Source organism: Allobosea sp. LC85 (assembly GCF_000735605.1).
Taxonomy (GTDB): domain Bacteria; phylum Pseudomonadota; class Alphaproteobacteria; order Rhizobiales; family Beijerinckiaceae; genus Allobosea.
Genome location: NZ_JPKG01000040.1, coordinates 103478 through 124768, shown reverse-complemented (window position 1 = coordinate 124768; position 21291 = coordinate 103478). Strand labels below are relative to the sequence as shown.

The following is a 21291-nucleotide window of genomic DNA, read 5'->3' as shown; positions in this document are numbered from 1 at the left end:
CTCTTGCGTTGATTTGCCCCACCTCTAACCCGTCACGCCGGCCTGCGCCAGTGTGCGCAAGCGCCTCAGGGCGCCCGGAAGCAAGCGCCTGCAATGGATCCGGTGCGCGCGCTTTCGTCACGGGTGAGCGTGTTCGACAGAACCTTCCGCCAGAGTCCCTCGCGCTTGAGGCCATCGATCGCGCAGTTGCACGCCTTCTCGCACACTTGCAGAGAGGTTTCGGCGCTGACACAGCTGCGCAGGCAGGAGATCAGAAACGGGCGGGCTTCCTGCTCGGGGCCGACGGCCAGCCGCATGACGATGAACAACACTCCAATGAAGATCGGCTGGTGCAGCAGGTAGACGCTCAAGCTGTTCCGCCCGCCCCAGGCGATGACGCGAGCCGGAAACGAGCGCGCCTGCCAGTTGCTCCAACTTCCCTGCTTGGCCAGCGCTATCTTTCCGAGAAACATGCCTGCCAGCACACAGCCGAACCAGGGCACGATCGGCACGAAATCGGCGGTTGACCTGGAGATATGAGCGAAGCCGAGCCAGAGCAGCCAAGGCTGGTCGAGCACTTGCGGCGGAGGAAACAGCGGCAGCGCGAAAAACAGGGCGCTGAACAGGAGCAGCACAAAGGCCGGCAGCCGCAGGAAGGGCAGGGCGAGCACGCTGGCGAGCGCGATATGGTGGAGGATGCCGAAGTAGATGAAGCTCCCCGGCATGGCGAACCAGGTCGCGATCGTGACCAGCGCCGCAGCGCCCGCGACCATGGCCAGCCGGCGGAAATAGGCGGGGCGGTTCAGGCCCTCGCGCGTCGCCAGCACCAGGTTGAAGCCGACGATGGTCAGGAAGGAACCGGCGATCAGGCGCGCGAAGGCGCTCCAGCCGGGATGAGCGGGGACATCGGTTGCAATCAGATCGAAATGGGAAAGATCATAGGCGAAGTGGTAGACGAACATCGCCAGCAGAGCGAGGCCGCGGGCAAGATCGACAAGGTCGATCCGGCGGCGTGGAAGCGGCGATGTCGGGGCCGTCTCGGCGTGGCTCATATCAGTCTTCATAGGCAAGCGGCGGAAACACAGCTACACAAAGTCGCTCCTGCATGGCAGGTGAAGCAGACCCCCGCAGCTTCCGCGACGTGCCATGCAGAAATTCTCCTCGGACGGCATCAATCTTGCTTTCATCGACCTCGCCCCGACCAATGACGCGCCGCGCGGCGAGAGCATCATTCTCGTCCATGGCTTTGCCTCCAGCCATATGGTCAACTGGGTCAATACGCAGTGGACGAAGACATTGACCCATGTGGGTTACCGGGTCGTTGCGCTCGACAATCGCGGCCATGGCCAGAGCGATAAACCTCATGAGCCGGAAGCCTATTCCTCGCACATCATGGCGGAGGATGTGCGCCGTCTGATGGATCACCTCGAGATCGCGCGGGCCGACGTGATGGGTTATTCGATGGGCGCGCGCATCTCGGCCCATCTCGCGCTTGCCCATCCGCAGCGCTTGCGCTCGCTGCTGCTCGGCGGACTCGGCATCCATCTCGTCGAGGGCGTCGGCCTGCCGCTCGGCATTGCCGACGCGATGGAGGCGCCCTCCCTCGATGTGCTGAGCGATTCGATGCAGCGGATGTTCCGCGCCTTTGCGGACGCCAACAAAAGCGATCTCAAGGCGCTCGCAGCCTGCATTCGTGGATCGCGCCAGACGCTCACGCCAGACGAGGTCGGACGTATCGTGATGCCGACCCTGATCAGCGTCGGAACGAAGGACGATGTCGCGGGCTCCGGGCAGGAACTCGCAGCGCTCATCCCGAATGCGGAGGCTTTCGGGATCGAGGGGCGCGATCACAACCTCGCAGTCGGGGACAAGACCCACAAGCAGGCGGTGCTCGATTTCCTGAGGTGGCTCTAAGCCGACGCTTTACGCCCCCCCCCGATGAAACAACTGCGGATGCAATGGTTTGCGGGGTGGTGTTCCAGAGTTGATCCCCAGTCTCCCTGCGGTCAGGGCAGGACATGCCAGCGTTCTTGTTTGGCATTGCAGCATGCCGCCGTGCTAGAGTGCGGTTCTGAAACACACCGTATTCCGGAGAACGATCATGCCGTCAGGGCGCTCCGTCGTAGAATCGCGCCATCCGGTCACCGGGCTCGACAGGGTCGATCCGGTTTGGACCCGGCTGCGGCGCGAGGCCGAACAAGCGCTCAGCATCGAGCCGGCGCTGGGCAACCTGATTCTGGCCTCGATTCTCAACCAGCCGAGTTTCGAGGCGGTGATCAGCCATCGCGTGGCGGCGCGGCTCGCGCATCCCGCGCTTGGGGCGGATTTGATCGAGCAGGCCTTTGCCGAGGCCATCGCTGCGGACCCCGAGATCGCCCAGGGCATGCGTGCGGATGTCCTGGCGGTGCTCGACCGTGACCCGGCCTGCAACCGGCTGATCGAGCCCGTGCTCTTCTTCAAGGGCTTCCACGCCCTGCAGGGCCATCGGCTGGCGCATTGGCTCCTCAAGCAAGGGCGGCGCGACTTCGCGCTTTATCTGCAGAGCCGTTCCTCCGAAGTATTCCAGACCGACATCAATCCTGCAGCGCGCATCGGCAAGGGCATTTTCCTGGACCATGCGACGGGCCTCGTGGTCGGCGAGACGACTGTGATCGAGGACGATGTCTCGATGCTGCAGGATGTGACGCTGGGCGGCACCGGCAAGGAGTGCGGCGACCGCCATCCGAAGATCCGCAAGGGTGTCCTGATCGGCGCCGGCGCCAAGATCCTCGGCAATATCGAAGTCGGCAAATGCGCCCGTGTCGCAGCCGGTTCAGTCGTACTCACTGCGGTTCCGCGCAACACCACCGTCGCCGGTGTGCCGGCGAAGGTGGTCGGCGAAGCCGGTTGCGCCGAGCCGTCGCGCTCCATGGATCAGATTCTCGCCGGGGACTGCGGCGCTCACATCTGAGCACCATCCCGCCCGGACGTCTGCAGCCAATCCGCTACCTCCTTGCGGCGTGGATGGCCTTGCGCCGGCAGCAGCAGGGTCATCCGGTCCGGTGTCGCCAACGCAGGTGCGAGCGGTGCAACCAGCCGGCCATCGGCAAGATGGGGCTGGAGCAGGCTGAGCCGGCCCATCAGCACGCCCGCGCCTGACAGCGCAGCATCGAGCGCGACGCTGTAGAGCGAGAATGACGGGCCGCGCGCCGGGTCGACGATCTCGCGGGCATCGATGGAAGCCAGCCAGCGCGCCCAGTCGTTGCGCCAGACCGCGTCGTGCAGCAGGGTCTCATGGGCCAGGCCGGCAACGGTTCGGAGCCGGGATGCGACGGCGGGAGAGCAGACCGGTGTGATCGCATCAGGGTCGAGCGCGAGCGCCGGTGGGGCGACCTCGCCTTCCGCAAGATAGAAGATGGCGATGTCGCAAAGCTCGTGCCTTGCGTTCGGTGGCTGCTCCATGGCCGAGACCGAGACCTGCAATCCGGGGAACGCTTGTTGAAGCCCGGCAAGACGCGGTGAGAGCCATAGCTGGGCGATGCAGGGCAGGGCGGCGATGATGAGCGTTCGGCTCTCATGCCCGCCGCCCAGTTCCTGCATCGACGATGCCAGCAGATCGAAGCCGCGGCTGAGGCGCGGCAGCGCCGCCCGGGCAGCCGGTGTCAGGGCGACGCCTTGTGGCAACCGCCGGAACAGTTCGACCCCGAGCGCGGCCTCCAACTGCCGAATCTGCTGCGTCACCGCACCAGCCGTCACTCCGAGTTCGTCTGCTGCCTTGGCAAAACTCTCGCAGCGCGCCGCAGCCTCGAAGGCGCGCAGCGCGTTGAGCGGGGGCAAGCGCGGGCGTGGCGGCGTCACGGGCATGGCAACCTGTCGGAGCCTTAGATTTTCTCCGTCTCGCGGCGACGATAACTCGTTTGCGCCAGTCGCGGCAAACGGCTCCAATCACGGCGTTCCGCGCGTTGCGGTTCGACCGGATGGAGAAACGGACATGGCGGCGTTGGGCAGGCGCGACTGGGTGCCAGCGGCAAGCGAGGATTACGTGCTCACGGTCGCCGAGACCGTCGCCTTGCAGGATCTCGATGCGACCGAACGGGCGATCCACGCATTGACGACGGAGAATCGTGCGATCCATGAGCGCGACTGCGTCAATCTCAACCCTGCAACCAATATCATGAACCCGAAGGCGGAGGCGGCGTTATCGGCCGGCCTGGGAGCGCGGCCCTCGCTCGGCTACCCCGGCGACAAATACGAGATGGGGCTCGAGGCGATCGAGAAGATCGAGATCATCGCTGCAGAGCTTGCAGCACAGGTCTTTGGCGCCCGATATGCGGAAATCCGAGTGCCATCGGGTGCCATCGCCAATCTCTATGCCTTCATGGCAGTGGCGAAAGCGGGGGACTGCATCATCGCGCCGCCCGGCGATATCGGCGGCCATGTCACTCATCATGGTGCCGGTGCGGCCGGGCTTTACGGCATCATCACCCATCCCGCACCGGTCGATCCACTGAACTACACCGTCGATCTCGGCAGACTGCGTGAGGACGCACTGCGACTCCGCCCGAAGCTGATCAGCATCGGCGGCAGCCTCAACCTGTTCGCGCACCCGATCCGTGAAATCCGTGCCATCGCGGACGAGGTCGGGGCGATTGTGCTGTTCGATGCCGCGCATATGTCCGGCATGATTGCCGGCCACGCCTGGCAGCAACCGCTGCAGGAGGGGGCACATCTGATGACGATGAGCACCTATAAGAGCCTGGGTGGCCCGCCTTCGGGCCTGATCGTCACCAATGACGCCGACCTCGCCAGAAAACTCGATGCCATCGCCTATCCCGGCTTGACCGCCAATTTCGACGCGGCAAAATCCGCGTCTCTCGCCATCACGCTGCTCGACTGGAAGGCCCATGGCCGCGCCTACGCAGATATGATGGCGCAGACCGCGAAGGTGCTGGCCGATGCCCTTGTCGAGCGGCAGGTGCCGGTCTTTGCTCGCGATCGCGGCATCACGACATCGCATCAGTTCGCCATCGAGGCCGCCCCTTGCGGTGGCGGGCAGGCGGCAGCGAAACGGCTTCGCGAGGTCAATATCCTGAGCTGCGGTATCGGCCTGCCGATCGCGCCCGTCGCAGGCGACGTCAATGGCCTGCGGCTCGGGACGCCCGAGATCGTGCGCTTTGGCATGACGCCCGCCGACATGCCTGAGCTCGCCGGCTACATCGCTGAAGGTCTGAGCGGTGCTCGACCCGCTGAGGCTGTCGCACAGGATGTCACGGCCTTGCGCAGCCGTTTCACGAAGCTGCACTTCATGCGCTGATGTGGCGGTGGTCCGCCAGGTTGAATGAAACAGACGCAGGTCCCTTCAAGAGCCTTCTCCGCGCTCTTGAAGGCACTCAAATACGGGGAGAGAAGCCCCGGATTACGATGATGACCGCGCTGTTACTCGGCCAATGAACAGGCGAAGGGCAAGCCTCATGGCCTGCGACGGCGGCTCGGTGGGGTGCCATTCCGGAAAATGTCCGTCGATCGCCATGCGAGCGAGGCCATAGACGAGCGCGCGGGCCGCCAGCACCAGATGGTCGAAGTCCAGCCCCTCGGCGAGCTGACCTCGTTCGCGGGCCCTGGTCAGCAGATCGATCATCACCTGCCGGATCGCTTCGTTCTGGCTGCGCAGACTCGCGGAAGCGTCGAAGTCGATCAGGGTCCGGGAACTGATGATCTCGAAATGGGTGGGGTTAGCGATCGCCCACCGAAGGTAGCCTTGTCCGATGGCCTCAAAAGCGGCCAACGGCTCCCCACTGCCGGCGTTTGACTGAGACTCGGCGACGGCGTCCGTCAACCGGCTCATTGCCTGCTCGGCAACGGCAGTCAAGAGCGCGGCTTTCGAACGGAAATGCCGAAACGGCGCTCCTGGCGATACCCCGGCGCGCTTTGCGGCTTCGCGGACGGACACCTGCTCGACGCCGCGTTCTTCGATTATTTCTACTGTCGCGGCGATCAGGGCTTCGACCAGATTGCCGTGGTGGTAGCGCCTAGGGCGTTCGGCGTTCTCGGAATGCGGGAGCTTGGTCATGCCCGACCGTTACCATGAAGCCAAAATGTAATCAGAGATTATTTTCCTTGCAGGAGGACGCCATTGGTGTAATCAATGATTACATAGGAGATTCCCCATGCTCAGTTCTGTTCTGAAAATCAGCTTGGCCTTGATGGCGCTCTCACTCTCGGCCGCACAGGCACAGGAACGTCCAATGCTTGAAATCGTCTGGCCTAAGGCCGGAATTATCATCAATTTGGGCGACGATCCGGAGAAGGCGATCGGCGTAGTCGTGAAAAGCAACTTCGCGCTGCGTCCCGCCGGGCAATGCGGCGAGAGCCGGCAATGCGGCCACGTTCACATGAAGATCGATCCTGACGGCGACACCTGCAACATCCCCGGCCGCCCGTACAACAGCATGAACAGCGACTTCGGCGGCGAGCTGATCAAGGCTCGCTTCGGGCATTGCCCCGTCTCAACCGGCACACATGTCGTCGGGATACTGCTTGCGGATGATCACCATCGTCCCATCCTGGTGGACGGAAAACCGGTTACGGCGCTGGTGACCGTAACGACACGATAAGGGCGGCACCTCTGCACGCTCCTGCGGCCATGCGTGAACTCCCCGCTGTATCGCGCGGGGCTCGGGTGGCACGCGGCCTGCGGAAGGTCGTGACTATCGATGTCACGGCGATCCGCAAGAGGTTCAGGCAGTTGCTTTCCTGAGTCAGTCCGGCCGCCTAGGTGCTGCCCTTTGCATAGCGATCGAGCATCTCGGCGCGCAGCGCATGTTCGGAGACGAGGTGGGCGCCGCCGAGCCAGACCGACTCGATTGCGCCGGTGCCGTCGCGGACCAGGCGTGCTGTCTCGCCTGGACTGTTGAAGCCCGACGCCTTGCTCACGCGGCCTTGGTCAGGAGCCTCGACCGTGATCTCGCCGGCGTCGAGGAAGGGAGTGAAGAGGGTCGGGCTGGCGCAGAACACCTTGTTGCTGACGGGGACGAGATCGCCGCAGGCCCAGATGCTCCACCAGCGCCCAACCCAGCCTTCCGTCTGGGGGGAGGGGCCACCCTCTTTCGAGAACGTCCGGAAAATGTGGATGATGCCGTCGAGCCATTGATGGGCCAGCCCGTCAATGGCGTTGGTCAGGACCGAGATCGTCAGGCCCTGCTGCGGCAGAACGACGGTGCGGGTGATGAAGCCCTGGAAGCCGCCGGAATGGCCGAACCATTTCCAGTCGCCATGTCCGCCGGAAATCGTGCCAAGGCCGTAATGGCGGCCAAGGCTGGCTTCGTCATCCGGCCAGAGGCGGCGGCTCATCTCGCGGCGGCTGAGCGGAGACAGGATACTGTGCTCTGCCCGCGGGGAGAGCTGCGCGAAGTAACGTGCGACGTCCGCTGCAGTGGCCACGAAGCCGGCGGCAGAGGTCATGGCGTGTCCGGGGTTGTCTCCGGGAATGACCACCCTGCGCCCGAGCGGCATCCTGGGGCTGTGACCCCTGGCCATGGGGCGGTCTGCCCAGAGACCGATATCAGGCCGGGTTTCGCTCAACTCCGCAGGGGCGACGACCTCATCGGCAATCCAGTCACGATAGGCCCGGCCCGTCACCGCTTCGATGACGAGGCCGAGAAGGCCGAAGCCATGGTTCGAGTATTTGAAGCGCTGCGAGGGCGGAAAGGGTTGCGCAACCGAGAGATCGGCGATCAGCTCGTCCTTGCTGAGATAGGGCTTGCGGTCGAAGAACTGGCCATTGTTGGCGCCGTCTCGGGTCAGGCCGGCACTGTTCGAGAGCAATTGCGCCAGGGTCACGGCGGCGACGTCAGGATGCAGTCCGGGGACAAAACTGCCGACCTTGTCATCGAGCCTGATGCGGCCTGCCTCGACCAGCCGCAGGATTCCGGCTGCCGTGAAGGTCTTGGAATGCGAGGCGATGCGAAAGCCGTGGCGCGGCGTCAGCGGCTCGCCGGTTTCGATGTCGGCGCTACCGAAGGCAGCCTCCAGGACGATCTTCTGGCCGCTTGCGATGGCCACAGCGCAGCCCGGCTGGTCATGATGGCGGCGCTGGAATTCGAGCCAGCTCGAGACATAGTTCAGGGCAGCGGGCAGCCAAGGCGTCATCGGGCAATCCATCATTGGCGATGTGGGGGAAGGAGCATGGCACGTTCGCCGCAAGGGCGGCAGATATGCAGGAGCGCGCCGTCATGCGGGTATGACGCAACGCGAGGTCCGGATCTTCCGTTGAACGAGGCCGGAACAGCCTTTCGCTTGCCCTCGCAGCCCGGTCATGGCATCCGTCCCGCCACTCTGAAAGGACCAACCCGTGGACAAGACAGAACTCGCCAAGCTCGAAGCCTATCTTCGGCGCACCTTCGCCAATCATGGCATCAGCGTGCGGGCGCGCATGAAGAAGACCGACTCCGCCGAGGTTTATCTGGGTGAAGAGTTCATCGGCATCATCCATGTCGACGACGAGGATGGTGATCGCTCGTTCAACTTCACCATGGCAATCCTCGATGTCGATCTCGAAGACTGAGGGCCATCCGCGGCTCAGCGCATCATCCCGTCGATGGTGCGCCTGACGCCGCCGACCATCAGCTCCCAGTCGGCGATGACGGCGCGGGGAAAGCGGATGTTCACATCAAGCCCGCGATGCCGGAAGGTGACGCGGCAGAGTTCGTCGAGCGGGGCGGGGCCGGTATTCACCGGGCAGCGCGCGGCAAAACCTCGCCCGTCCGGCACCGAGACGTAAAGCTCGTCGCCCTCATAGGGTGAGCCCTTGCGGAACCCGCGTACAACCAGCCCGCCCGGGTTGGACCAGACCGTCGGAGTCAGGAAGCGGGCATAGACCGAGAGCTGCGTCGCCGGCTCGTTGACCTTGTCGGGCGGGCTCAGCGTCACCAGCAGCTTGCGGCGGCTTTGGGCGGTCACGGGACCGAAGCTCGGCCAGTCGAGACGCAGCCTGGTCATGCCGACCACCCGCTCGCTGTCTTCATGTTCAGCCCCGGCTAGATCCTGCGGAACCAGAAGCGAGACCTCGCCGACGCGCGCCGGCTGGAACTGCGTCACGGGTGCCGTTGTCAGGCGATGGCCGTAAAGCGCGTATGCGGTTGCTGCCGCGGCAACGAGCAGGATGGCGCCAGCCGCCTTCAGCAGCGCGCCGTCGGCGCGAGGCAAGGGCGGCGGCGGTCGATTCAGGCGCGCACGGACCACCGTGGTGAGGCCGGCGGCGCGTTGGGGCGAATGGTGCGCGTAAGCGGTCAAGATCCAAGCACCTCGATAACAGGTGCCAGTGACTGAATCAGACCCGCCTTAATGCTCCGTAAACCATGTGGATTGCGCGAGGATTGCGGCGCGGCCCAAGGGTTAACCATCGTCAACGAGATTTCTTCACACTTCGTAAACCATGCGGCACAGTCCAGGCGCGTTCTCGCCCGGAGCCGTGACGTTGCGTATCGAACCCGCTGCCGTCGAGGCACTCCAGTCCCTGTTCATCGGCTTTGCCTTTGCCGGGCTGATGGCGAGCGCCTTCGAGCTGTTCACCGAGAAGCGCGCTGATTTCCAGTTGCTTCAGACAGGAGGGCTGGCCGCAGTCGCGAGCGTGCCGGTCGTCGTTTTCAGCGCGCCGTTTCTCATCCTGCGCAATACCGTAAGGGGCCGCCGCAGCGATGGCCGACCCTTCGCCTTCGTCATGCTGGCGAGCATGGCAGCTTCGCTCTGGAGCGTCGCCTCGGGGCGCGTGGTGCTCGATCTGCTGCATTTCGTCGGCGGCGCTTGACGAGGCCGCCGGCCGGCCTGCAATCCTCGCGACAGGTTTGCAGAAGGATGATCCGCCCATGCCGCTCTATTCGCTCGACGGGACTGCTCCCCAATGCCCTGCCGAAGGCCAGTGGTGGCTTGCGCCCGACGCGCATGTGATCGGCAGGGTGAAACTCGCTGCGGGCGTCGGGATCTGGTTCGGCGCAGTGCTGCGCGGCGACAATGAATGGATCGAGATCGGCGAGGACAGCAATATCCAGGAGGGTTGCGTCCTGCACACTGATATGGGTTCGCCGCTGCGCGTCGGCTTCGGCTGCACCATCGGCCATCGAGCGATCCTGCATGGCTGCATCATCGGAGAGAACAGCCTGATCGGGATGGGCGCGACGGTGCTCAACGATGCGAAGATCGGCCGCAACAGCCTGGTTGGCGCCAATGCTCTCGTGACCGAAGGCAAGGAATTCCCGGAGAACTCGCTGATCGTGGGCTCGCCCGCCCGCGCCATCCGCACCCTCGACGAGGTGGCGATTGCCGGCATCGCGGGCTCGGCCCGTGCCTATGTCGCTCGCTGGAAGCAGTTTGCCGCTGGGCTCAAGCAGATCGGCTAAAGCATCGACCCGAAAAAGAGGATTGCGGTTTTCGGGAAAGCCGATTCAGACAAATGGTCAGATCATCGGACCGGCCAGGTCCAGAATGGAGGCGGGCCGACGCCTCGGGGAGAAGCGCCGGCCCTATGGCGAAACCCGGCCTGGGGACGGGGTGGGGTGGGGACGTGACCGAGCCTCGCCGTCCATCTGGCCGCGGCAGCGTGGTGCTGCGGCCAGTCTTGTTCGTCTTCAGCGCACTGAGGCGACGGTCGGCGTCGAGAGACCGCCGAGCGAGGTCCAGCCCGTCTGGTATTGCGACTCGCGCTTGACGTAGACGTAGCCGGTCTGGCTCCACGGCAGGATCGCATTGCGCTTGTTGTCGAGCACGTAGTCGCCGCGATCCGTGCGGATCATCAGCACGGCGTGGCCGGCATTCTCCTCGTCGATCACGACGGTCATCAGCATGGCGCGACGGGGCACGCCGGCTTCGGCGAGACGCTTGCGCTTGAGCAGGGCATAATCCTCGCAGTCGCCCTTGCTGTCGGTCGGGATGTCCCAGCGATCGACGACGCCCCAGTGATCCTGGTCCGTGATCGCTTCGATCTCGCGGTTTGTCTTGTTGTTGAGAGCAATAATCGCCTTCCAGAGCTTTGGCGTCATCTCGACGTGCTCCGGCTCCTGAGTATTGACTGCGCATTCGACCGGATTTCGCTTGCAGAAATCCGTCCAGGCATAAGGCGCCCGGGCATCGCCCGAGGCTGCAATCGGCATGGCGGCGGCCGGCAGAGCTGCGACCTGTTGGGCCTGAACCGATGAAATTCCAGCGACTGCGATCAGTGCAGCCAAAACAGAACCCCGATGAATAGAAAGCATGTCGTCCCCTTTCCTGTCCCTGGGGCAGACGATGCGCGAGGCGGATGGACGCCGGTTGAAATGGAAACAAGCAATTTTATGTAATTAGGCGCTCCGTATTCGGATCATCTCGCAGTATAAATCAACGTCAAATGCCGAAGTAAGAAATGTGAGCGCTGTGTTTTCGGTTTGTTAACTGTGACAGTTCTGGAGGTTGTGCGCAGGTTTCATTAACGCTGTGAGGAACGCGAAGAGACGCATGCCTGAATGAGGAGTGTCAGCCGTCCAGCGTGCCGACATTCCGGCCAGGCGAGGCGCATGACCCGATCCGTGCCCGAGCCCAATTCGCTCCGGTGTGGCTCTTGGATTTCATTGCCGCCCCCGGGGTGATGCCGGCAGCGGTCGACGTCGATCGGCTGGCTCCGGCTTAGATCATCGGACCGGATATCGTATCCGGTCCGATGATCTAAGCTTTTGTGTTTGCATCGGCTTTCCCGAAAACCGCAATCCACTTTTCGGGCCGATGCTTTAGGGTCCCGGAGCGGCCAGACCGAGCGGACGCTCAGGCGTCATGCTGCATGAGACAATGTCTTGAAACGGGGAGGCCGTGATTCCCCGTCCGGATCAGAGCTCGAGATTCTCGTCGAGCACATCGGCAGAGAGCGGGAAGCGGAACTCCGCCGCGTAGCCGCCATCGAAGCGGCGGACGACCTTGGCTGCTGTGCCCCCGACCTTGACCGGCGTGTTGATCGGCAGTTGCTGCTCGGTCGAAAAGGCGACCCCCGACAGCGAGATGTCGATTACACGCACGACATACTCCGAACCGTCATCGAGCGTCAGCATCGAACGGGGATTGCGCGGAATGATGCGCTCGTGACGTCGGTCCTCGGGCAGCCCCAGTTCATCGCGATTGGCCAGCCATGTCAGCTGGGCGGTGAATTTCTCGCGCTTGCGGCTGGTCGCGGTGATGGTCATCGCGAAGCCTTCGAGCGTTGTGCGGACGGCAATGCCCTCGATACGCCCGAGATGTTCGAGGTAGACGATGACCCGATCGCCGGGATGAGCCTTGGCCGGAGCGATGAGATGCAAGCCGCCCGGTGAAATGTCGACCGTCTGGCAGGGGTACTCCATGCGGTTCGGAAGCATGTAACGACCGAGCAGCACCACCTTCATACGCTGATGCCGCCTGCGCTCGACAGGGCGGATGGCCGGACGGGAGGTGTGCTGCGCACTGAGCATCGGATCAGCCTGATTCGGGCCGACCCTAGCTGCGGGAGGGTTAACGATACGTTCGCTCTTCAGTTTCTGCCGCCAGGAAGGACCAGGAATTTCGGCGGCATGGAGCGTGCAACGGGTTCAGGCGCGCGCTGGCTGTGGGCCGACGGCCACAGCATGCGGAGCGAGATCATGCGCATGGAGGCCAGAGTGTCGAGCCCAAGCCATTCCGGCGTAAGGGCGGGCGAGAGCGCGCCCAGGACGCGGGCATGGGTCCGCCCGCGATAGCGCAGCGGCAGCAACAGCAGTTCGAGATAGACGGGAGAGCCATTCATGGTTTCGGCTGAGAGGCCAGCGACGGCGCCGGCGGTTTCATCCATCACGGTCTGCACGAGGCGGCGCATTTCGCCTTGAGCTTCCACGTCCGGCCAGAGTGCAGCAAAGGCGCGCCCGCGCAGTTCGCTGCCGAAGAGCGCACATAGCCGCGTGCCGGCCAGCCGAAAGACAGGCCCGATCGGCTCATTCTCGAGAACGAACGTATCGGCGAGGGCATGACGCAGCGCACCTGGTTCGATCTCGCCCCGTTCCGGCGCGGAACGCTCGCCACGCAGCACGTCCCAGTAATCGAACACAAGGCGGGTGCTCATGTTTTTCATTCTGACATCCTGTCCTGTCTGCATACGCCGCAAGTCCGAATACGTGTCGCAAAGGCACATATCCGTCAGAGCGCGGGACGTTTCGGTCCCTGCCGAATCGCGAGACGCAGTGGGCATGCCGTCTTGCCATGGGGGGCGGGCAGGGCGACGGGCGCAGGCTCGTTAGGGTTAACCAAATCTTAGCTTTGTGGATAACCCGTTAAAATGCTTATCAAATGCAAGACAGTTCAAGGGGCAGCCGCGAGGCGGGCCTGGGGTCCAACTGGGGTGAATGGGGGGCGTGACCGTGCTGCCGGATGCTTCGCGCTTCGGCAGGGCCACAGCCGAGAAAGGGGAGAGCCCGTGGCTCTCCCCTTTTTCATTCGGCCCGCGCAAAAGGAAGCACCGGCCGGCTTGCGTCGCAGGCGCTGCTTCGGCAAGGGTTGCCCAGCATGTCCCAGATTCCCGCCAGCCCGTCGGCTCCGCCAGAGCGCGAGCCGATCCTGAACCTGCCGTCCGCCGTCGTCTGGTTGATCGCCGCGCTCGCGCTGATCCAGGCTGGGCGCTCGGTGCTTTCGGACTATGACGACTTCGTATTGATGTCCTGGCTCGCGTTCATGCCGGCGCGGCTGAGCCTCTGGCTCGACGCCAGCCGTGCGCAGGACATGCTCGCTGCGCTGACGCAAAGGATGGCAGGGCAGGATCTGGCGGACCGGTTGCAGCTTGTGCGGTTGCTGATTGCCGATGGCGGTCCACGCCTTTGGACCTTGCTCACCTATGGTCTGCTGCACGGTTCCTGGGTGCATCTGATATCGAATGTCGTCTGGCTCGCGGCCTTCGGCAGTCCTGTGGCGCGTCGCCTTGGAACCGGGCGCTTCCTCAATCTGATGGCGCTTTCCACCATCGGCGGCGCTCTGCTGCACTGGTGGTCACGCGATCTCGATGTACTGCCTTTGGTTGGCGCCTCCGCCGCCGTTTCAGGAGCCACCGCCGCTGCGATCCGCTTCGTCTTCGCATCCGGCTTGCGCTTCGGCGGGTTGGCGGATGACGCTGTGGTGCGCTCGATTCCAGCCGAGCCCTTCGGGCAGCTCTGGCGCAACCCGCGCGCCTTGATCTTCATCGTGATCTGGTTCGCCACGAATTTCCTGTTCGGAGCGGGGCTTGTTCCGATCCTGGGCGAGGACACCAGCATTGCCTGGGAGGCGCATATCGGCGGCTTTCTCGTCGGACTCCTGGTCTTCCCGCTGATCGACCGCGGTGCGGTACGGCGCTGAGCGCTCCCCAAGCTGCCAATCGGACTGCCGAAGGCCTGCGGCTCTATGCCATTCGCCTTGCCGTCGCCCCGGTCTTCGCCCACACTCCCGATTCTGCGAAGGGCTTGCGACGGCCTTTTTGGCGACTTGACCCGTCATCGGCCGGGCAACGCTCCCGTTGATTTCGCGCGCCAGGGCGATGGTGTGCCAAACAGGAGGAACGCGTTCATGAACGTCGCGCAGATTCTCGGAAAGAAGGGGCACGATGTCATTTCGGTGCAGCCGCACCGTACGCTCGCGGAGGCAATCCGTACGCTCGGCGAGAAGCGCATCGGCGCTGTCGTGGTTGCTGGCGCCGACGGCGGCCTGCTCGGTATCCTGTCCGAAAGAGACATCATCCGCGCTCTTGCCGAAAGTGGGACGGCTGCATTGGAGAGCCCGGTCTCGCGGGTCATGACCGCCAAGGTCGTTACCTGCCGTCATGAGACCAGCGTTGACGAGTTGATGGAACTGATGACGGTGGGCCGCTTCCGCCATGTGCCGGTGCTTGAAAACGGGCGGGTCGCGGGCATCGTCTCGATCGGGGACGTCGTGAAGCACCGTGTCGCCGAGATCGAGGCCGAGAGCCGTGCGATGCGGGACTATATCGCGATGGCCTGAAGTCGTCGGCCTTGGGGAGGGGCGCGGCCGGAATCAGTCGGCCGCAATGTAGTTGCTCGCGACCATGGCTGCGATTTCGTCGAGCGCGCGCCTCGCGGCGACGCGGCCGAGTTCCATGGCCTCGTCGGCCCGATGGAAGTCGAATAGGCCGACCTTGGCGAGCTTGGGCCCGATCATGACGTCGGGTGGGTCGCCGGCCAACCGGGAGCGTGAGATACGATCCTGGGTGATGTTGAAGGCATCGACCATTACGCCGGCGAGGCCCGGCTGGTCGTTGCTGGCGCGGCCGAGGAAGCCGCGCATGCGCCGTGCTGCACCGCTGATGCCGTCGAGCCAGCGCGAAGTCGGGCGAATGTCGAGCTCCGGCAGGGGCGCGGGGTCCGGATCCGAGCTGTGGTTCTGGATAGTGGTGCCACGTCCCGAGAGATCGCTGTTGAGGTTGACGCAGATCACGACATCGGCGCCAAGGGCGCGTGCGGCGGTGACCGGCACCGGATTGACCAGCGCGCCGTCCATCAGCCAGCGCCCGCTGAGTTTGACCGGATCGAAGACGCCGGGCAGCGCGTAGGAGGCGCGCAGGGCCTCGACGAGCGGGCCATGGGTCAGCCAGATTTCGTGGCCGGTGCCGAGTTCGGTTGCCACGGCGACGAAGCGCTGGGGCAGGGCCTCGATGCGGATGCCGACAAGGTCGCGTTCAAGCAGCCGCTTCAGGCGACCACCGGAGATGAGCCCCGCTCCGCCGATGTGGAAGTCCATCAGTCCGACGACACGGCGCTTGGTCAGGCCCATGGCGAACTCGGTCAGCGCCGGCAGCTTTCCGGCGGAGAAGCAGCCGCCGACCACAGCGCCGATCGATGTTCCGGCAATGACGTCCGGGCCGAAGCCAGCTTCGGTCAGGACTTCAAGCACGCCAATGTGAGCCCAGCCGCGCGCAGCACCGCCACCGAGAGCAAGGCCGATCCTGGGTCTGCTGCCGCGCCGCGGCAGTGGTTCGATACTAAGGTCGTTCATAGAGGCCACGCCGCCGCCCATTCCAAAGGCCCGTCGAGCAATACCGTCCCATAACATGATCCCGACCCTCCGCGGGGGGATCATCGTCTCGCGAGAACGTGAGGAGAACCTGAACCGGACGCGCGACGGTTGCGCCTAACAAGTGGATTTGACAGAAAAATGTTAGATTGGTGAAAGGATTGCCAATGTGGCGCGTGCGTCACGTGGCGACAAGGGTGAGAGGTTCTGCCGCGGCACCGCGCAGCGGCTTCACCCGGTAAAAGCATGAGTGCCGACCGGTGTGGCAGCAGCCGCCGTCGCCCGCGACCTTCACCTTCAGCCAAATCGCATCCTGGTCGCAGTCGACCCGCATCTCGAGGATGGTCTGGACCTGTCCGGAGGTGGCGCCCTTGTGCCAGAGTGCCTTGCGCGAGCGCGACCAGTACCAGGCCTCCCCCGTCGCAATGCTGAGTTGAAGCGCCTCGGCATTCATATGGGCGACCATCAGGAGTTCGCCCGTCTCGGCGTCGGTCGTCACGCAGGTGACGAGGCCGCTCGTGTCGAAGCGCGGCGCCAGCGTTGTACCTTCCTCGAGCGCATGCTTGTCGGACAAAACGGGGAAGCTGGACATCGGCGGCTCCGCAACAGGACAAGGCGCATCCCGCGATGCGCCCTTGATCATTGCAGCGATGGTTATCGCCAACGCCGCATCGCACCAACCCTACAGGCCAGGCGACTTGACCATGGTGAAGAAGCGGACCTGTTCGGCAGGGTCCTTGAACACGCCGGTATATTGCGTGGTCAGCGTCGATGAGCCCTGCTTCAGCACGCCCCGCATCGACATGCACATATGTTCGGCTTCGACCAGAACGGCGACGCCACGGGGCTCGAGTGCCTTGTCGATGATCCGGGCGATCTGCGCCGTCATCGCCTCCTGTGTCTGGAGGCGCCGGGCGTAGACATCGACGATGCGAGCCAGCTTCGACAGGCCGACCACCCCCTTCGCGGGGTAGTAGCCGATATGTGCCTTGCCGACGAAAGGCACCATATGGTGCTCGCAATGCGAATGGAACGGGATGTCGCGGACGAGGACCATGTCCTGATAGTTTTCGACCTCCTCGAAGACGCGGTCGAGGATGTCGTCGGGATTTTCGGAGTAGCCCCTGTAGAATTCCTTGTAGGCCTTGGCGACGCGCTGCGGAGTTTCGAGCAGCCCTTCGCGAGATGGGTCGTCGCCCGCCCAGAGAATGAGGGTGCGCACAGCCTCCTCGGCCTGTTCCTGCGTCGGACGCCTGTCCAGAAACTTGTCAGCGGAGGGGCTCAGAGCCCTCTCGACGGACAAGGACTTAACCACAGGGATCATGTGGTGCCTCCCGTTACGGTTCGTGTCCCAAGGCCTAGCGATGCAGGTTCGGCGGGTCGCCGTGACATCGCGTCGCCTCGCATGAATTGCGACAAGTACTGCTCCTGCGGCATCATCGGGCGCTACCCATCTCCCGCACACAGGCGTTCCACCCTATATTGGAACCGCGCGCCGGTCATTCCAGAGCCGGCGAGGACCAAGTCATGCTGAGCGACGTCTACAACAAGCGAATCCTGGAACTGGCCGGAAACATCCCGCTGCTCGACCGATTGTCGGCGCCGGACGCGACCGCGACCGCGCATTCCAGGCTGTGCGGCTCCACCGTTACCGTCGATCTGACAATGGAAGACGATGTCGTCACCGGCTTCGGGCATGACGTCAAGGCCTGTGCGCTGGGACAGGCCTCCTCCTCGATCATGGCGCGCCACGTCATCGGTTCCACGGCCGGCGAGCTTCGCGCGGTTCGCGAGCAGGCTCGTGCGATCCTGAAGGAGAATGCCGATCCGCCCGCCGGCAAGTGGGGCGATCTCGCTGTCCTGGTGCCGGTTCGCGACTACAAGGCACGCCATGCCTCGACCATGCTGACCTTCGATGCCGTGGTCGACGCGATCGGCCAGATCGAGGCGGCGCGCGAGGCCGCAGCGCCAGCAGCCAAGGTTGCGGCGCTCAGGTGAGCCCCAGGGACTTTCGGATTTCGGGGCGTGTTTCGTCGAAGCGCTGCCTGAAAGCGCGATCCGCCAGAAGCGCCTCCGCAACCTGTCGACCGACTTTTTCGCCCGCCACGAGATCGCTGGCATAATGGAAGCCGCAAACCAGCCGGCTCTCGCCATAGCTTGTGATGCGCTCCGCGAACTTGTCCTTCAGCTCCGGAGCGGCATCGCTGAGCAGCGCGGCATAGAGCGCGGCAGTCGCGGCATGGCCGGCGGGGAAGGAGGTCCCTTCTGGCCTGCCGCCAGGGCAGGGCTTGACCCTGACCTTGTTCCACATCGCGAAGGGACGCGTTCGCGAAGTCATGCGGCGCACGCTGAGGAGCACGATGCCGAGTTCGATATTGGCTTCGCGGAAAAGCAGGCGAACCTCACGGTGTTCGGAGAGATGCGCGTCGATTCCCATGCCTTCGAGGAAGCGGGCGAGCGTCTGATATTGATCCGCGATCGCGGCCTTCTCGCGCTCCGGTGTCCGGTTCAACGTGATCTGAAGAACCTCTTCGAACTCCTTCCTGTGCTCGGGCGAATTCATTGCCGGTGGCAGGCCGATGATCTTGGCGACGTCGATCTTGCCGGGCTCAAGCCAGAGGAGGCTGTTCCTCTGCTGGCCGGGTGCTGATGTCATCGACAAAAGCAAGGCAGCGGGAACCAGAATGGAGGCCGCGCCGATGCGGAAGCGGGAGGCCGATCGCGGAGCGGAGCAAAGCATGAGCGAATCTCAAAATGAAACAGGTAATGACGAAGAACGATGAAATGACATCGGTGCGCATGTTGTCACGTCTTTTTGCGCGTGCGCCCCGTTCTGGCGCGCATTGGTTGATTCGCGGTTACCAGCTCAGCGTCTCGATGCTGATCGGACGGCAATGCCGACATTGGCCGAGCTGCTCGAACTACACGGACGAGGCGATCCAGCGCTTCGGGCTCTGGCGCGGCGGCTGGATCGGTGCCGCGCGGATCTGCCGCTGTACGCCGTTTGGCACCAGCGGCATCGATCTCGTCTGCGAAGAGCTGCCGCCGAACTCCGCCTGGTACAGGCCGTGGTCCTATGGTCGCTGGCGCGGAGTGAATGCGCCGCCTCCGCTCGACGAGTGATCCGCGACGTCGATTGCCTGCGGCTGCCGGCTGGTATAGGCGAGGCGGGCGAAATCGGCTCGATCCCATTCGGCGCTTCGCAAAGCGTGAAGCCCTTGAACCGGATGCGGGTCTTTGCGCGTTTCCCCGAACAGTATCCGGCCTTGGCTTACGGGGTTCGTTTCCCCGAGTGAGCAGGAGCGCGACCGATGACGATCTCCCTGACCTTTCCCGATGGCGCCAAGCGCGAGTTTCCTTCCGGCATCACCGGAAAGGAGATTGCCGGCGGCATTTCCCCCTCTCTGCTGAAGCGCACCGTCGCCATGGCGCTCGACGGCACCGTCGTCGATCTCGGCGATGCAATCGATCGCGATGCGAAGATCGAGTTCCTCAACCGCGAGGATCCGCGCGCGCTCGAGCTGATCCGTCATGATTGCGCCCACGTGCTCGCCGAGGCTGTGCAGGAACTCTATCCCGGTACGCAGGTCACGATCGGCCCGGTGATCGAGAACGGCTTCTTCTACGATTTTTTCCGGAACGAGCCTTTCACTCCAGAGGATTTTGCGCCGATCGAGAAGAAGATGCGCGAGATCATTGCGCGCGACAAAGCCTTCACCAAGGAAGAGTGGAGCCGCGACAAGGCGAAGCAGTTCTTCCGCGACAAGGGCGAGGCCTTCAAGGTCGAGCTCGTCGATGCGATACCCGAAGACCAGACGCTGAAGATGTACGCTCAGGGCGACTGGATCGACCTCTGCCGCGGACCGCACATGACTTCGGTCGGTAAGGTCGGAAACGCCTTCAAGCTGATGAAGGTGGCTGGCGCTTATTGGCGCGGCGACAGCAACAATCCGATGCTGACGCGGATCTACGGTACCGCCTTCGCCAAGCAGGAAGAGCTCGACGCGCATCTCAAGCAGATCGAGGAGGCGGAAAAGCGCGACCACCGCAAACTCGGCCGGGAAATGGACCTGTTCCATTTCCAGGAGGAGGGGCCGGGCGTCGTCTTCTGGCACTCGAAGGGCTGGCGCCTTTTCCAGGAAATCATTGCCTATATGCGTCGGCGGCTTGCCGCCGATTACGAGGAGGTCAATGCGCCGCAGATCCTCGACAAGTCGCTCTGGGAAACCTCGGGCCACTGGGGCTGGTATCAGGACAACATGTTCGCGGTGAAATCGGCCGGCGCGCTCGAGCATCCGAATGATCCGGAGAAGGACCAGCGCATGTTCGCGCTGAAGCCGATGAACTGCCCCGGCCATGTCCAGATCTTCAAGCACGGGCTCAAGAGCTATCGCGACCTGCCGATCCGGCTCGCGGAGTTCGGCGCAGTGCATCGCTATGAGCCCTCGGGCGCGCTGCACGGGTTGATGCGCGTGCGCGGCTTCACGCAGGACGACGCGCATATCTTCTGCGCGGAGAACGACCTGGCGGCGGAGTGCCTGAAGATCAATGACCTGATCCTCTCGGTCTATGCCGATTTCGGCTTTACCGACGATCTCGTCATCAAGCTTTCGACCCGTCCGGAGAAGCGCGTCGGTACCGATGCGATGTGGGACCACGCCGAAGACGTGATGACCAAGGTGCTGGATCTGATCGCCCGGCAATCCGGCAACCGGATCAAGACGGAGATCAACCCAGGCGAGGGCGCCTTCTATGGCCCCAAGTTCGAGTATGTCCTTCGCGATGCCATCGGGCGCGACTGGCAGTGCGGCACGACGCAGGTTGATTTCAACCTGCCGGAACGCTTCGGCGCGTTCTATATCGGCTCCGATGGCGAGAAGAAGACGCCCAGCATGGTGCACCGCGCGATTTGCGGTTCGCTGGAGCGTTTCACCGGCATCCTGATCGAACATCATGCCGGGCATTTCCCGCTCTGGCTCGCACCGGAGCAGATCCTGGTCTGCCCGATCACCTCCGAGGCCGATGCCTATGCCGAGCAGGTCACCATTGCCTGCATGAACCAGGGCCTCAGGGCACGCGCCGATCTTCGCAACGAGAAGATCAGCTACAAGGTGCGAGAGCACTCGCTCGCCAAGGTTCCGGTGATTCTGGCCGTCGGCAAGCGCGAGGCCGAGGAGCGCACGGTGACCATGCGCCGTCTCGGCAGTCAGCAACAGACGGTGATGAGCCTCAGCGAAGCACTGGCGGCGTTCACGGCCGAGGCGATGCCTCCGGATCTGGCTCGCCGCAAGGCCGAGATCGTGGCGTCCTGACGAT

24 protein-coding genes are annotated in these 21291 nt (G+C 63.8%); 12 read left to right on the top strand and 12 right to left on the bottom strand.

Translation table 11 applies throughout. The features are described from left to right. Positions 1-65 precede the first annotated feature (65 nt). Complete coding sequence (locus FG93_RS19305) at positions 66-1031, bottom strand: heparan-alpha-glucosaminide N-acetyltransferase (RefSeq protein ID WP_161783846.1); 966 nt, start codon at positions 1029-1031, stop codon at positions 66-68. Between the two features lie 94 nt (positions 1032-1125). Here FG93_RS19305 and FG93_RS19300 point away from each other — a divergent pair, with 94 nt between their 5' ends. Beyond that, a complete protein-coding gene (locus FG93_RS19300) occupies positions 1126-1893 on the top strand; it encodes an alpha/beta fold hydrolase (protein WP_043237187.1) in 768 nt (255 codons plus the stop codon). Positions 1894-2080: 187 nt separating this feature from the next. After that, positions 2081-2929 carry a serine O-acetyltransferase gene (gene cysE / locus FG93_RS19295; RefSeq protein WP_043237186.1) on the top strand — a complete coding sequence of 283 codons (849 nt, stop codon included), beginning with the start codon at positions 2081-2083 and terminating at the stop codon, positions 2927-2929. Here cysE and FG93_RS19290 read toward each other — a convergent pair. Then, complete coding sequence (locus FG93_RS19290) at positions 2920-3816, bottom strand: LysR family transcriptional regulator (protein WP_210165832.1); 897 nt, start codon at positions 3814-3816, stop codon at positions 2920-2922. The two genes, cysE and FG93_RS19290, sit on opposite strands and share 10 nt — an antisense overlap. 133 nt (positions 3817-3949) lie before the next feature. Here FG93_RS19290 and glyA point away from each other — a divergent pair, with 133 nt between their 5' ends. After that, a complete protein-coding gene (gene glyA, locus FG93_RS19285; protein WP_043237182.1) occupies positions 3950-5272 on the top strand; it encodes a serine hydroxymethyltransferase in 1323 nt (440 codons plus the stop codon). A 102-nt stretch (positions 5273-5374) separates the two neighbouring features. Here glyA and FG93_RS19280 read toward each other — a convergent pair whose 3' ends face one another. Then, entirely contained in the window at positions 5375-6028 is a 654-nt protein-coding gene (locus tag FG93_RS19280) for a TetR/AcrR family transcriptional regulator (RefSeq protein ID WP_043237181.1), read from the bottom strand. Between the two features lie 97 nt (positions 6029-6125). Here FG93_RS19280 and FG93_RS19275 point away from each other — a divergent pair, with 97 nt between their 5' ends. Continuing rightward, positions 6126-6572 (top strand): hypothetical protein, encoded by a 447-nt coding sequence (locus tag FG93_RS19275; RefSeq protein ID WP_043237179.1) that lies wholly within the window; start codon positions 6126-6128, stop codon positions 6570-6572. A 157-nt stretch (positions 6573-6729) separates the two neighbouring features. Here the strand turns inward: FG93_RS19275 and FG93_RS19270 are convergent, their stop codons facing one another. Then, on the bottom strand, positions 6730-8106 hold the full coding sequence (locus FG93_RS19270) for a serine hydrolase (protein WP_043237303.1): 1377 nt from the start codon (positions 8104-8106) through the stop codon (positions 6730-6732). 202 nt (positions 8107-8308) lie between these two features. Here FG93_RS19270 and FG93_RS19265 point away from each other — a divergent pair, with 202 nt between their 5' ends. Continuing rightward, a complete protein-coding gene (locus FG93_RS19265) occupies positions 8309-8521 on the top strand; it encodes a DUF3126 family protein (protein ID WP_043237178.1) in 213 nt (70 codons plus the stop codon). A gap of 14 nt (positions 8522-8535) precedes the next feature. Here FG93_RS19265 and FG93_RS31295 read toward each other — a convergent pair whose 3' ends face one another. Next, on the bottom strand, positions 8536-9249 hold the full coding sequence (locus FG93_RS31295; RefSeq protein WP_152579516.1) for a hypothetical protein: 714 nt from the start codon (positions 9247-9249) through the stop codon (positions 8536-8538). 184 nt (positions 9250-9433) lie between these two features. Between FG93_RS31295 and FG93_RS19255 the strand changes: the two genes are divergently transcribed. After that, a complete protein-coding gene (locus FG93_RS19255) occupies positions 9434-9763 on the top strand; it encodes a hypothetical protein (protein ID WP_043237301.1) in 330 nt (109 codons plus the stop codon). A gap of 58 nt (positions 9764-9821) precedes the next feature. Beyond that, complete coding sequence (locus FG93_RS19250; RefSeq protein ID WP_043237299.1) at positions 9822-10352, top strand: gamma carbonic anhydrase family protein; 531 nt, start codon at positions 9822-9824, stop codon at positions 10350-10352. 228 nt (positions 10353-10580) lie between these two features. Here the strand turns inward: FG93_RS19250 and FG93_RS19245 are convergent, their stop codons facing one another. From FG93_RS19245 to FG93_RS19235, 3 genes are all read right to left on the bottom strand, one after another. Then, positions 10581-11102, bottom strand: coding sequence for a transglutaminase-like cysteine peptidase (locus FG93_RS19245; protein WP_244448661.1), 522 nt, complete (start codon positions 11100-11102; stop codon positions 10581-10583). Between the two features lie 705 nt (positions 11103-11807). After that, a complete protein-coding gene (locus FG93_RS19240) occupies positions 11808-12422 on the bottom strand; it encodes a PilZ domain-containing protein (protein WP_052513935.1) in 615 nt (204 codons plus the stop codon). Between the two features lie 59 nt (positions 12423-12481). Then, positions 12482-13045, bottom strand: coding sequence for a PAS domain-containing protein (locus FG93_RS19235; protein ID WP_244448660.1), 564 nt, complete (start codon positions 13043-13045; stop codon positions 12482-12484). Positions 13046-13485: 440 nt separating this feature from the next. On the opposite strand from FG93_RS19235, the gene FG93_RS19230 reads away from it, so the two are divergent. Together FG93_RS19230 and FG93_RS19225 are read left to right on the top strand one after the other, a co-directional pair. Then, positions 13486-14307, top strand: a complete 822-nt coding sequence (locus FG93_RS19230; protein WP_052513934.1) for a rhomboid family intramembrane serine protease — start codon at positions 13486-13488, stop codon at positions 14305-14307. Positions 14308-14514: 207 nt separating this feature from the next. Beyond that, on the top strand, positions 14515-14946 hold the full coding sequence (locus FG93_RS19225) for a CBS domain-containing protein (protein ID WP_043237173.1): 432 nt from the start codon (positions 14515-14517) through the stop codon (positions 14944-14946). Between the two features lie 33 nt (positions 14947-14979). On the opposite strand, the gene FG93_RS19220 is transcribed toward FG93_RS19225, so the two are convergent. The 3 genes from FG93_RS19220 to folE all read right to left on the bottom strand — a co-directional run bounded on the left by FG93_RS19220 (position 14980) and on the right by folE (position 17299). Beyond that, positions 14980-15957, bottom strand: coding sequence for a patatin-like phospholipase family protein (locus FG93_RS19220; RefSeq protein ID WP_244448659.1), 978 nt, complete (start codon positions 15955-15957; stop codon positions 14980-14982). A 199-nt stretch (positions 15958-16156) separates the two neighbouring features. Continuing rightward, complete coding sequence (hisI, locus tag FG93_RS19215) at positions 16157-16567, bottom strand: phosphoribosyl-AMP cyclohydrolase (protein ID WP_052513953.1); 411 nt, start codon at positions 16565-16567, stop codon at positions 16157-16159. 90 nt (positions 16568-16657) lie between these two features. After that, a complete protein-coding gene (gene folE / locus FG93_RS19210; RefSeq protein ID WP_043237169.1) occupies positions 16658-17299 on the bottom strand; it encodes a GTP cyclohydrolase I FolE in 642 nt (213 codons plus the stop codon). 203 nt (positions 17300-17502) lie between these two features. On the opposite strand from folE, the gene FG93_RS19205 reads away from it, so the two are divergent. Next, positions 17503-17973 carry an iron-sulfur cluster assembly scaffold protein gene (locus FG93_RS19205; protein WP_043237167.1) on the top strand — a complete coding sequence of 157 codons (471 nt, stop codon included), beginning with the start codon at positions 17503-17505 and terminating at the stop codon, positions 17971-17973. On the opposite strand, the gene FG93_RS19200 is transcribed toward FG93_RS19205, so the two are convergent. Further along, positions 17966-18631, bottom strand: coding sequence for a phosphatase PAP2 family protein (locus FG93_RS19200; protein WP_161783845.1), 666 nt, complete (start codon positions 18629-18631; stop codon positions 17966-17968). The two genes, FG93_RS19205 and FG93_RS19200, sit on opposite strands and share 8 nt — an antisense overlap. Before the next feature lie 143 nt (positions 18632-18774). Here FG93_RS19200 and yidD point away from each other — a divergent pair, with 143 nt between their 5' ends. Both yidD and thrS read left to right on the top strand, forming a co-directional pair. Then, positions 18775-19098, top strand: a complete 324-nt coding sequence (gene yidD, locus FG93_RS19195) for a membrane protein insertion efficiency factor YidD (protein ID WP_043237292.1) — start codon at positions 18775-18777, stop codon at positions 19096-19098. Between the two features lie 188 nt (positions 19099-19286). Continuing rightward, positions 19287-21287, top strand: a complete 2001-nt coding sequence (gene thrS / locus FG93_RS19190) for a threonine--tRNA ligase (protein ID WP_043237165.1) — start codon at positions 19287-19289, stop codon at positions 21285-21287. The last annotated feature ends 4 nt before the right edge of the window (positions 21288-21291 follow it).